This window comes from Mumia sp. zg.B21 (assembly GCF_019550855.1).
Lineage (GTDB): Bacteria > Actinomycetota > Actinomycetes > Propionibacteriales > Nocardioidaceae > Mumia.
Window position 1 is genome coordinate 204,797 of sequence record NZ_JAHWCJ010000002.1, and the last position, 11,517, is coordinate 216,313.

General features: G+C 70.1%; 10 protein-coding genes and 2 tRNA genes. 8 read left to right on the forward strand and 4 right to left on the reverse strand.

Features of this window, described 5'->3' with window-relative positions:
* Positions 1-8 precede the first annotated feature (8 nt).
* Positions 9-1,151 carry a DNA replication/repair protein RecF gene (gene recF / locus KV100_RS09705; protein ID WP_220342759.1) on the forward strand — a complete coding sequence of 381 codons (1,143 nt, stop codon included), beginning with the start codon at positions 9-11 and terminating at the stop codon, positions 1,149-1,151.
* The gene (locus KV100_RS09710; protein ID WP_220342760.1) at positions 1,144-1,710 is read left to right on the forward strand and encodes a DUF721 domain-containing protein; all 567 of its coding nucleotides are present in this window, start codon (positions 1,144-1,146) and stop codon (positions 1,708-1,710) included. The genes recF and KV100_RS09710 overlap by 8 nt, the downstream gene beginning before the upstream one ends.
* 4 nt (positions 1,711-1,714) lie before the next feature.
* Here KV100_RS09710 and KV100_RS09715 read toward each other — a convergent pair whose 3' ends face one another.
* A complete protein-coding gene (locus KV100_RS09715; protein ID WP_220342761.1) occupies positions 1,715-2,566 on the reverse strand; it encodes a phosphatase PAP2 family protein in 852 nt (283 codons plus the stop codon).
* 324 nt (positions 2,567-2,890) lie between these two features.
* On the opposite strand from KV100_RS09715, the gene gyrB reads away from it, so the two are divergent.
* From gyrB to KV100_RS09745, 6 genes are all read left to right on the forward strand, one after another.
* Positions 2,891-4,954, forward strand: coding sequence for a DNA topoisomerase (ATP-hydrolyzing) subunit B (gene gyrB / locus KV100_RS09720; protein ID WP_301021621.1), 2,064 nt, complete (start codon positions 2,891-2,893; stop codon positions 4,952-4,954).
* Between the two features lie 122 nt (positions 4,955-5,076).
* Positions 5,077-7,587, forward strand: coding sequence for a DNA gyrase subunit A (gyrA, locus tag KV100_RS09725; RefSeq protein ID WP_374226665.1), 2,511 nt, complete (start codon positions 5,077-5,079; stop codon positions 7,585-7,587).
* Positions 7,588-8,018: 431 nt separating this feature from the next.
* The gene (locus KV100_RS09730) at positions 8,019-8,666 is read left to right on the forward strand and encodes a DUF3566 domain-containing protein (RefSeq protein ID WP_301021622.1); all 648 of its coding nucleotides are present in this window, start codon (positions 8,019-8,021) and stop codon (positions 8,664-8,666) included.
* 88 nt (positions 8,667-8,754) lie between these two features.
* Positions 8,755-8,829, forward strand: a tRNA-Ile gene (locus KV100_RS09735).
* A gap of 27 nt (positions 8,830-8,856) precedes the next feature.
* The gene (locus tag KV100_RS09740) at positions 8,857-8,976 is read left to right on the forward strand and encodes a DLW-39 family protein (RefSeq protein WP_220342765.1); all 120 of its coding nucleotides are present in this window, start codon (positions 8,857-8,859) and stop codon (positions 8,974-8,976) included.
* A 32-nt stretch (positions 8,977-9,008) separates the two neighbouring features.
* Positions 9,009-9,081 (forward strand) — tRNA-Ala (locus KV100_RS09745).
* Positions 9,082-9,135: 54 nt separating this feature from the next.
* Here KV100_RS09745 and KV100_RS09750 read toward each other — a convergent pair.
* The 3 genes from KV100_RS09750 to KV100_RS09760 are packed head-to-tail and all read right to left on the reverse strand — an operon-like array spanning position 9,136 to position 11,508.
* A complete protein-coding gene (locus KV100_RS09750) occupies positions 9,136-9,906 on the reverse strand; it encodes a glutamine amidotransferase (protein WP_220342766.1) in 771 nt (256 codons plus the stop codon).
* Positions 9,903-10,682 (reverse strand): SGNH/GDSL hydrolase family protein, encoded by a 780-nt coding sequence (locus KV100_RS09755; protein ID WP_220342767.1) that lies wholly within the window; start codon positions 10,680-10,682, stop codon positions 9,903-9,905. The genes KV100_RS09750 and KV100_RS09755 overlap by 4 nt, the downstream gene beginning before the upstream one ends.
* Positions 10,683-10,707: 25 nt before the next feature.
* Positions 10,708-11,508 (reverse strand): alpha/beta hydrolase, encoded by an 801-nt coding sequence (locus tag KV100_RS09760; protein WP_220342769.1) that lies wholly within the window; start codon positions 11,506-11,508, stop codon positions 10,708-10,710.
* Positions 11,509-11,517: the final 9 nt, after the last annotated feature.

Sequence of the window (11,517 nt, forward strand, 5' to 3'; positions counted from 1 at the left end):
GCCACACTGTGCACGTCACCCACCTCTCGCTCCACGACTTCCGCTCCTACCCCGAGCTCGAGCTCCCTCTCGAACCCGGTGCCAGCGCGTTCATCGGCGCCAACGGACAGGGCAAGACCAACCTGGTCGAGGCCATCGACTATCTGGCGACGCTCGGCTCTCACCGCGTCGCCGCCGACGCTCCGTTGGTCCGTGTCGGCGCCGAGCGCGCGGTCGTGCGAGCGTCGGTCGTCCGGGACGACCGGTCGGCTCTCCTCGAGATCGAGATCACCCCGGGCCGCTCCAACCGGGCTCGGGTCAACCGCGGTCCCCTCCCTCGCCCACGCGACCTCCTCGGCTGGCTCCGCTCGGTGGTCTTCTCCCCTGAGGACCTCCGCCTGGTCAAAGGAGACCCGAGCGACCGGCGGCAGTTCCTCGACGCGCTCCTCGTGCTCCGATCGCCGCGCTTCGCCGGGGTGCGGGCCGACTACGACCGCGCGCTGCGCCAGCGCAACTCCCTGCTCAAGAGCGCGCGCCGTTCCGGACACGGCCGCGGTCTCGAGACGCTCGACGTCTGGGACGACCAGCTCGCGACGTACGGCGGTGAGCTCCTCGCCGCTCGCCTCGCCCTGCTCGACGAGCTGGCTCCATACCTGGGAGAGGCCTACCGCGACGTCGCCGCGTCGGCCGCGGCCGAGCGTACGACCGCGGCCGCCGCGTACAAGCCGTCCTTCGAGCTGCCGGACACCCGCGACCGTGAGGTGCTGCGGGTCGCCATGTCGGAGCAGATGCGCGAGCGGCGACGCGACGAGATCGAGCGCGGTGTGAGCCTGGTCGGACCCCACCGCGACGACGTCGTGCTGTCGCTGGGCGACCTGCCGGCGAAGGGATACGCCAGCCACGGGGAGTCGTGGTCGTACGCCCTCGCGCTGCGCCTCGCGTCGTACGACCTGTTGCGCGCCGACGGCGACGATCCGATCCTGATCCTCGACGACGTGTTCGCCGAGCTCGACCGCGACCGGCGCTCTCATCTCGCGGCACGGGTCACCGGTGCCGAGCAGGTGCTGGTGACGGCGGCCGTCGCCGACGACGTGCCGGTGGGCCTGCGTGGGCATCGCTACGAGGTGGCGTCGGGCAAGGTGGTTCCGGTGGAGGGGACGACGGATGGCTGACGACGACGAGGCGGAGCGCACCGCCACGGGTGGCGGTGCCGAGACGCCGGGCGGCGAGGAGCACCAGGCCGACGGCATCGAGCTGGCCCGGAGCATCGCGCGCGCCTACCGTTCCGTCGGCCCCGCAGCACCGCGAGGCGGCCGCGGAGGTCCACGCCGCCGGCCGCGTCGCCCGCCGAGCGCGTCGGGTGCGCACCCCGACGACCGGGACCCTCAGCTGCTCGAGTCGACCCTCGACCGGTTGGTCAGCGAGCACGGGTGGGACACCGAGGTCGCTGTCCACGGGCTGTTCGGACGGTGGGCGGAGATCGTCGGTGCGGAGATCGCCGAGCACTGTCGCCCCGACCGGTACGAGGACGGCCAGCTCTGGGTCCAGGCCGACTCGACGGCGTGGGCGACACAGCTGCGGCTGCTCGCCCCGAACGTCGTGGGCAGGCTCAACGAGCGCCTCGGGCACGGCACCGTCGTCCGCATCAACGTCCGCGGTCCGCAGGGACCGAGCTGGGGCAAGGGCGCGCTGCGGGTCCGCGGGCGCGGCCCGCGCGACACGTACGGGTGAGGCCTCAGCGGGCGAAGACCGAGGAGATCCTGGCGAAGACGGCGATCGACAAGGCCGTCGCGACGCCGATCAGCGCCATCACGAGCGCGGCCGGAGCGACGCCCGACCAGCCGCCGTACGGGCGCACGCCGAGGCCGAGGAGGACGGCGCCCGCCACGGCCGCCCCGACCAGCGCGAAGAACAGCGAGCCAACGGTCGTCCCCGACGACGGCCCGGCCCTGCGCAGCGCCAGCACGAGAACGACCGCCGCCCCCCAGAACAGACCGACAGCCAGCGCCGCGAGCACGTCGGAGGGCCGGTGCCAGCCGGCGACCACGGTGGAGACCCCGGTGAGGACGATCGCTCCGGTGCCGACGAGCACGACGAGCCCACGGAGGGCCAGCGGTGCGACGAGCAGAGCGGCCACCACCAGCGAGACCGCGGCTGTGGTGTGGCCGCTCGGCAGGCTGTTCACGTGCCATCCGTAGCCGTGGTCCGGGCGGTCGAGAACGACCCGCTTGAGCACCTGGGTCGTGATGTTGGCAGCTGCCACGACGGCGACGGCCCCCACGGCCGCGGCGAACCGCTGCCTCAGCGCGGCCATCGAGACGAGCACCACGATGGCCGTCGCCATCGTGCCGATCGACAGGTATCCCAGCACGGAGAGGAGCTGGTCGAGGGCGTCGCGACGGGCGTAGACGGCGTCCATCGCCGCCTGGTCGACGCGCTGGCCCTCGCGGGCGTCGAGGAGATAGGACACGGTGACGACGAGGGCGCCGAACGAGAGCGTGAGCAGGCAGAGAGCGGCGGCGACCGTCTTCGCGCGCCCTGGTGCGCGCCCTGCAGAAGGGGCACGCGAGATCGTCGGCGATGCCATGAGACCAACCTTGCCTCATCGGTCAACCGGGGACGACACCCGTCACCCTCCTTCGGATGCCGTGAGCGGCTCTGAGCGTGCGCGAGGAGGGCCGGGGCGGATGGGGGCCATCGTTCGTGGGGTGTTGATCGGCCACACCCGCCGTCTGCGGCCTCTCAGGGCACATCGGGCGGACGGGCTGACCCCGATCCCGCACCGAGGATGCTCGTACGACGCCTTGTACCGGCTACACTAGAGAGGTTGCGTTCCTGCCTCTCGCGCGAGAGGCGAGCCGTGAGTGCCGGGACGTCTGCGAGTCCACGACAACAAGGAGGCCACCCGCCTGTGAGCGAGTCGATCCGTACCCCCGAGACCGGCCCTGCACCTACGGGATCCTCCTACGACGCCGCGGACATCCAGGTCCTCGAGGGCCTCGATGCCGTCCGCAAGCGCCCGGGCATGTACATCGGCTCCACCGGTGAGCGCGGTCTGCACCACCTCGTCCAAGAGGTCGTCGACAACTCCGTCGACGAGGCCATGGCCGGCTACTGCGACACGATCGACGTCACGCTGCTCGCCGACGGCGGCGTGAAGGTCGTCGACAACGGTCGTGGCATCCCGGTGAAGGACCACCCGGTGGAGAAGATCCCCACCTTGACGCTGGTCCTGACCTCCCTGCACGCCGGCGGCAAGTTCGGTGGCGGCGGATACAAGGTGTCCGGGGGTCTGCACGGCGTCGGTGTCTCCGTGGTCAACGCCCTCTCGACCAAGCTGTTCGCCGAGGTCAAGCGTGAGGGCTACGTCTGGAGGCAGTCCTTCAGCTACGGGGTGCCGGACCAGCCGCTCGAGCGTGGCGAGGAGACCGACGAGACCGGGACGACGATCACGTTCTACGCCAGCGACAAGATCTTCGAGACCACCGACTACTCGTTCGAGACGATCGCGACCCGCTTCCGGGAGATGGCGTTCCTCAACAAGGGTCTGGAGATCCGCGTCCGCGACGAGCGAGCGGCGGCCGGTGACGTCGCCGACGCGCTGCAGAGCGCCGAGGCAGGTGGCGAGATCGCGCCCGAGGACAGCGCGACGGGCGGGAGCTCCGAGGGCCTCATGGAGCGCCGCTTCCGCTACGACGACGGCCTCATCGACTACGTCCGCCACATCAACACCGGCAACCGGAGCCCGCTCAACCGCGAGGTCATCGCCTTCGAGTCGGAGAACCCCGACGTTGGTCTCAGCCTCGAGATCGCGATGCAGTGGAACGTCAGCTTCTCGGAGTCGGTCCACACCTTCGCCAACGCGATCAACACCCATGAGGGCGGCACCCACGAGGAGGGCTTCCGGTCGGCGTTGACCTACACGGTCAACAAGTTCGCCGAGGACCAGGGCCTCATCAAGAAGCGGGAGGACCGCCTCTCCGGTGACGACATCCGCGAGGGCCTCACGGCGATCATCTCGGTGAAGCTCTCCGAGCCGCAGTTCGAGGGTCAGACCAAGACCAAGCTGGGCAACACCGAGGCCCGCTCGTACGTCCAGACGGTGACCAACGACCGCCTCGGCGCGTGGTTCGAGCAGAATCCCGCCGAGGGCAAGGTGATCGTCCGCAAGAGCATCGACGCGGCGACGGCACGGATGGCGGCACGGCGCGCCCGAGACCTGGCCCGCAACCGCAAGAGCCTCCTCGGCGGAGCCGGACTGCCGGGCAAGCTGGCCGACTGCTCCTCGCGCAACCCCGAGGAGTGCGAGCTGTTCGTGGTGGAGGGCAACTCCGCCGGCGGCTCGGCCAAGGGTGGCCGTGACCCGCGGATCCAGGCGATCCTGCCGCTGCGCGGCAAGATCCTCAACGTCGAGAAGGCGCGGATCGACAAGATCCTCCAGAACGCCGAGGTCCAGGCGATCATCTCCGCCCTCGGCACCGGTGTCACCGACGACTTCGACATCGACAAGCTCCGATACCACAAGATCGTGCTGATGGCGGACGCCGACGTGGACGGCCAGCACATCTCGACGCTGCTGCTCACGCTGCTGTTCCGCTTCATGAAGCCCTTGATCGACGGTGGCTACGTCTATCTCGCGCAGCCGCCCCTGTTCAAGATCAAGTGGTCCAACTCGCCCGCCGAGCTGGCCTACTCCGACCGCGAGCGCGACGCGCTGCTCGAGGCCGGCAAGCAGGCGGGCAAGCGTCTCCCCAAGGAGGCGCCGGTCCAGCGCTACAAGGGTCTGGGCGAGATGAACGACCACGAGCTGTGGGAGACCACGATGGACCCGTCTCAGCGGATCCTGCGCCAGGTGACGCTCGACGACGCCGCCAACGCCGACGAGATCTTCACCGTGCTGATGGGCGAGGACGTCGAGCAGCGGCGTGCGTTCATCCAGCGCAACGCCAAGGACGTCCGGTTCCTCGACATCTGAGCGGCGCCGCCGCCACCGTTTCACGTGAATCCACAGACTGACCCGTACGAAGGAACGCTTTCGTGACAGAGACACCCACGCCGCCGCCGGAGCGGATCGAGCGCGTCGAGCTGCAGACCGAGATGCAGCGGTCCTACATCGACTACGCCATGAGCGTCATCGTCGCTCGTGCGCTGCCCGACGTCCGGGACGGCCTCAAGCCGGTGCACCGGCGCGTGCTCTACGCGATGTACGACGGCGGATACCGTCCCGACCGGGGCTTCAGCAAGTGCTCGCGCATCGTCGGCGACGTCATGGGTCAGTACCACCCGCACGGTGACACCGCGATCTACGACACCCTCGTACGCCTGGCCCAGCCGTGGGTGCTGCGCTATCCGATGGTCGGCGGCCAGGGCAACTTCGGGTCGCCGGGCAACGACGACGCTGCGGCGATGCGCTACACCGAGTGCCGGCTGGCGCCGATCGCGATGGAGATGGTGCGCGACATCGAGAAGGAGACCGTCGACTTCACGCCCAACTACGACGGGCGCTCGCTCGAGCCGACGGTCCTTCCGGCGCGGATCCCCAACCTGCTCGTCAACGGGTCGGCCGGGATCGCGGTCGGCATGGCGACCAACATCCCACCGCACAACCTGCGCGAGGTGGCGGCGGGTGCGATCTGGGCCCTCGAGCACCCGGACGCGACGCGCGAGGAGCTCCTCGAGGCGCTGATGGAGCGCATCAAGGGCCCCGACTTCCCCACGCACGCGATGATCGTCGGCACCAAGGGCATCGAGGACGTCTATCGCACCGGTCGCGGGTCGGTCCCGATGCGGGCTGTGGTCGACATCGAAGAGGACTCCAAGGGCAAGATCTCCCTGGTCGTCAAGGAGCTCCCCTACCAGGTCAACCCCGACAACCTGCTCACCAAGATCGCCGAGCTCGTGAACTCGGGCCGTGTGCAAGGCATCTCCGACGTCCGTGACGAGTCGAGCTCGCGGGTCGGGCGCCGACTGGTCATCGAGCTCCGTCGTGACGCGGTCGCCCGGGTGGTGCTCAACAACCTCTACAAGCACACGGAGCTGCAGAGCAACTTCTCCGCCAACATGCTCGCGCTGGTCGACGAGGTGCCGCGCACGCTGACCCTCGACCAGTTCATCAGCAACTGGATCGACCACCAGGTCGAGGTCATCCGGCGGCGCACCGAGTACCTCCTCCGCAAGGCCGAGGAGCGTGCCCACGTCCTTCGTGGCCTGGGCAAGGCGCTCGACATGCTCGACGAGGTCATCGCGCTGATCCGTGCCAGCCAGACCACCGAGGACGCCAGCGCCGGCCTGATCGGCCTGCTCGACATCGACGACATCCAGGCTCGCGCCATCCTCGACATGCAGCTCCGCCGGCTGGCGGCCCTCGAGCGCCAGAAGATCATCGACGAGCTCGCCGAGATCGAGGCCGAGATCGCCGACTACAAGGACATCCTCGCCAACGTCCTTCGTCAGCGTTCCATCGTGGCCGAGGAGCTCACGGCCATCGTCGACAAGTACGGCGACGAGCGCCGTAGCCGCATCATCCCCGCCGACGGCGACCTGTCGGTCGAAGACCTGATCCCTGACGAGGACGTCGTCGTCACGATCACGCGCGGCGGCTACGTGAAGCGGACCAAGACCGACCTCTACCGCGTCCAGAAGCGCGGCGGCAAGGGTGTCCGCGGCGCGACGCTCCGCGGCGACGATGTCGTCGACCACCTCTTCTCGACCACGACCCACCAGTGGATCCTGTTCTTCACCACCGCGGGTCGCGTCTACCGGGCCAAGGCCTACCAGCTCCCGGAGGCCGGACGGGACGCCAAGGGCGGGCACGTCGCCGGGCTCCTCCAGTTCCAGCCCGACGAGCAGATCGCGCAGGTGCTGGCGATCCGCGACTACGACCAGTCCCCGTACCTCGTCCTCGCGACCAAGCACGGCCTGGTCAAGAAGACGCGGCTCGCCGACTACAACAGCCCGCGGCAGGCCGGCGTCATCGCCATCAACTTCCGTGACCCCGACGACGAGCTCGTCGGCGCCGAGCTGGTGAGCCCCGACGACGACCTGGTGCTCTTCTCGCGGCGGGCGCAGTCCATCCGGTTCACCGCCGACGACGAAGCCCTGCGGCCGATGGGCCGCGCGACGTCGGGTGTCACCGGCATGAAGTTCCGCGACAGCGACGAGCTGTTGTCGATGTCGGTCATCCGCTCGGGCACCGACGAGGGCGCGCAGTTCGTGTTCACGGCGACCAACGGGGGCTACGCCAAGAAGACCCCGGTCGAGCAGTACCGCCTCCAGGGTCGGGGCGGGCTCGGCATCAAGGCCATGAAGCTCCAGGACGAGCGCGGCTCCCTCGTGGGCGCTCTGGTGGTCGATGACGACGACGAGATCATCGCCATCAAGGCCAGCGGACAGGTCACCCGGTCCCGTGTGGCTGACGTCACGAGGACAGGACGTGACACGATGGGCGTGAAGTTCGTCGGGGTGAGGGGCGACGACGAGGTGGTGGCCCTCACTCGCAACGAGGAGAACACCGCACTGTTGGATACTGTCGAGGAGTCCGACGCCGAGGAGCCGGTCGAGGCAACGGAGCCTGTGACCAGCACCCCCGACGCCCAGGAGGAAGCATGACGGACCGCGAGCCGAACCCTTCGGCTCCCCAGCGGCCGCGGCCGAGCGCGCCCGAGAGCGGCACCGCCAACGGCGGTCCGCGGCGCCCCGCTCAGCCCACGCCGGGAAGCCTGAACGGGGGAAGCCAGGCGCCACGGCCCGCCAGCACGCCGCCGGCGGCGTCCAGTCCACCTCCCCCCGCCCCTCCCTCTCCGTCGAAGCCCGCTGCTCCGGCATCCACCACACCCGACGGGGCCGGTGCGCCCAGCCGCAACGGGCAGGGGCAGGGGCAGGGCATGCAGCCGCAGCGCCCGCCACTGGCAGGACGACGGCCGCAGCCCGCGCCGGCCCAGCAGGCACCGGCTCAGCCTTCACCGACCCAGCAGGCACCGACAGCTACGTCACGCCCTGAGCCGCGTCCGCAGCAGTCCGCCCCCCAGGGCGGACCCACCGTGACCGGCCCGACCACCCAGCCGTCTGCGCCGAAGCCGACGCCCGACGGCGTCACGAGGCCGACGACGCCGTCCCCGTCAGCGAAGCAGGCAGCGACCAAGGCGCCCGTGCCGACTGCCGGATCGATCGCCGAGTCCGAGACCACGACCGTCGAGGCACCGACCGCGCGGCAGACCGCCGTCTCCGGGGTCCCCGCGAGCACGGACGCCGCGGGCAAGCAGCGTCGTCCCAAGCCGTACGAGGAGTCTCCGCGCGAGCCGAAGAAGGCGCCGACCGGACCGACCCGCAAGGCACGCCTGCGGGTGCACCGGGTGGACCCGTGGTCGGTGATGAAGATGTCCTTCGCGCTGGCCATCGCGCTGGGCATCGTCACGGTCGTCGCCGTCACCCTGGTCTGGGCCGTGCTCGGCGCCGCAGGTGTCTGGGACGCCATCAACTCGAGCGTCGCGACCGTGCTCAACGACAACGCCGACGCGTTCGACATCGGTGAGTACGTCGGGTTCGGCCGCATCATCGGTCTGACGATCCTCATCGCGGCCATCGACGTCGTTCTCATCACCGCGCTCGCGACCGTCGGCGCGTTCCTCTACAACCTCGCCGCGCAGCTGCTCGGCGGGTTCGAGGTGACGCTCGCCGAGGACGACTGATCGCACGCCTGGTCGGGACGGACCCCGGTTTTGGCCGGCGACCGACCACCAGGTAAAGTCTCCGACGGTTCACCGCTTCGGAGACCGAGGGCCTATAGCTCAGCTTGGTTAGAGCGCTTCCCTGATAAGGAAGAGGTCACAGGTTCAAGTCCTGTTAGGCCCACTCGACCCCCACCCAGAGGAGTGTCTGATGAAGAAGCTCGTGATCGCCGCCGTCGCCGCTGCAGGTCTCTTCGCAGTGGTGAACCGGAAGAAGAAGGCCGGCCGCAACGAGCAGCAGCTCTGGGCCGAGGCCACCGACAAGGTCTGACCGGCTGCCGGACGCGACGCGTCCGCGCCACCGGGGCTGTGGCGCAATTGGTAGCGCACCTGCTTTGCAAGCAGGGGGTTAGGGGTTCGAGTCCCCTCAGCTCCACGCATGAACACACGTACGGCCCGACCGAGGCTTCGGTCGGGCCGTACGCGTCTGTCAGTGCCGCCGTGCCCCGGCCGGGGTCCGGCTCTGCTCGCGCTCCTGGGCCACGGCCACGAAGCGGCGTACGACGGTCGGCGGGTCGACCACGACGCTCGCTCGTGCCATGTCCTGGAGGGCGTCGTGCTCCGGAGGGTCGTAGTAGCCGTGGTGCTGGTACGTCGTGATGCGGGTGCACAGTCCTTCGACGTCGAGCTCGGGGTGGAACTGCGTGGCGTAGACGTGCCGACCCACCCGGAACGCCTGGACCGGGCACTGCGGTGACGACGCCAGCACGACGGCCGTCGGAGGCAGGGTGCTGATGGCCTCCTTGTGACCGACGAACGCCGTGAAGGTCTCGGGCAGCGCACCGAAGACCGGATCGTCGCGACCCGCCTCGGTCAGGGTCACCGGGACGCTGCTGATCGGCTCCCCGAACCGTCGGTCGACGGTCGCGCCCTGGTGGGTGCCGAGGACCCCGATCCCGTAGCACGCGCCGAGGAACGGCACGTCCTTGTCGACGACGTCGTCGAGAAGCTCAGCCAGCTCCGCCTCGACCCTGCGCTGGACGCTCGACTTGGTCTCCGGAGGGTCGCTGGCGTTGAACGGGCCGCCGCCGAGGATGAAGCCGGCGTAGTCGTCGATCGCCATGCCGTCGAGTGACGTCGTCTCCATCCGGACGCGGTGCAGGGTCTCCTCGGTGAGCCCTCCGAACCGGAGGAACGCGGCGTACTCCTCGTCGGCGGCATCGTCGTCGGCGCGGATGCTGAGGAGCAGGAACGGTCTCACGTGGTCGAGGGTACCGGCGCCAGGTCGGGGCGCTTGGCCGTGCGCCCGTCGCCGGACGAGCGGCCCGTCAGCCGCCGGCCGAGCCACGGGCGTACGTGGGTCCCGTACCAGGCCACCTCGGTGCCGAGCCGTTGCCGTGGGGTCCGGGGCTCCGGCGGCGGCAGGGGTTCGCGCCACGACGGGTCGGCGTCGGGCAGGTCGGCAGCGGCGGCCATCGCACGCGCCAGCAGCACATGGCCGTCGGGATTGAGGTGGAGCCTGTCCTCGGCCCAGATCCGTGGATCGCCGGCGGCCGGCACGGTGGTGATGTCGAGCAGCGTGGCGCCGCGCCGCGCCGCGACCGTCCGTAGGCCACGGTTGAGCGCCACGACGCGGCCCCGGACCGCTCGTCCCACCGGGGATACGGCCGCGAGGTCGGGGAAGGTCATGAGGAGCACGGTGGCACCGCCACGACGCAGCGCGGCGGTCATCGCGTCGACGTGCCCGACCACCACCTCGGCCGAGAACCGCGGGCGGATCAGGTCGTTCATGCCGACCAGGACGCTCGCCAGATCCGGCGCCAGCGTCAGCGCGGGCGCAAGCTGCTCGTGGTGGACCTCGCGCGCGCCCTTGCCGCGGACGGCGAGGTTGGCGTAGGCCACGCCCGGCTCGGCGTCGGCGAGGAGCGCGGCGAAGCGGTCGGCCCAGCCGCGCGGGGTGCCGTCGGCGTACGGCTCGTCGCCGATGCCTTCGGTAGTGCTGTCGCCGAGCGCGACGAAGCGCCGATAGGTCGTCATGCGTCAAGCCTAGGCAACGCCGCTTCTAGACATGAGCGAGGGCGAACGCCGTCGTCGTGGCGAGCACCTCGTCCTGGTTCGTCTCGTTGAAGATCTCGTGCCGCGCGCCGGGATAGGTCACGTCGGTGAAGTCGTCGCCCTTGATGCGCTCGATGCCCTCACGCGTGGGGCCGATCGGGACGATCGCGTCGTCCTCGCCGTGCATCCACAGCGTCGGGAGAGACCCCAGCCGAGGACCCTCGCCGATACGCGCCAGCTCGAGACGCACAGCGATGAGCGTCTCGCGTCGGAACCGTCCGTGCCAGACCAGCGGGTCGGCGGCGTACGCCTCCCCGACGCCAGGATCACGCGAGAGCGTCGACGGATCGATCGGGAGGTCGGGGATCTCGGCACGCTCGGCCAGCTTCAACACTCTCCACGAGCCGAGGACGGGGCCCGACAGGATCAGCGCAGCCAGCTCGTCACCGAACCGCTGGCCGTAGCGTGCGGCGATCATGCCGCCCATCGAGTGTCCGATCATCACGACGGGCAGTCCCGGGTGTTCCGTGCGTGCCTGCTCCACGACTCCGTGGAGATCGGCGATCACCGGACCGAAGTCCGGGATCAGGACCCTCTCCCCGTCCGACGCGCCGTGCCCGAGGTGGTCCGGGCCGACGACCAGCGCGCCGTCGTCGACCAGGCGCTGCGCCACGTGCTGATAGCGGCCGAGGTGCTCGGCGTACCCGTGGACGAGGACGGCGATCCACCGAGGTGCCTCCGGGGCCCAGCGATGGACCACCAGCGGCGCGAGGTGTCCTTCGTACGAGGTGGTGGTCGGCGCAGTCATGGAGCGAGG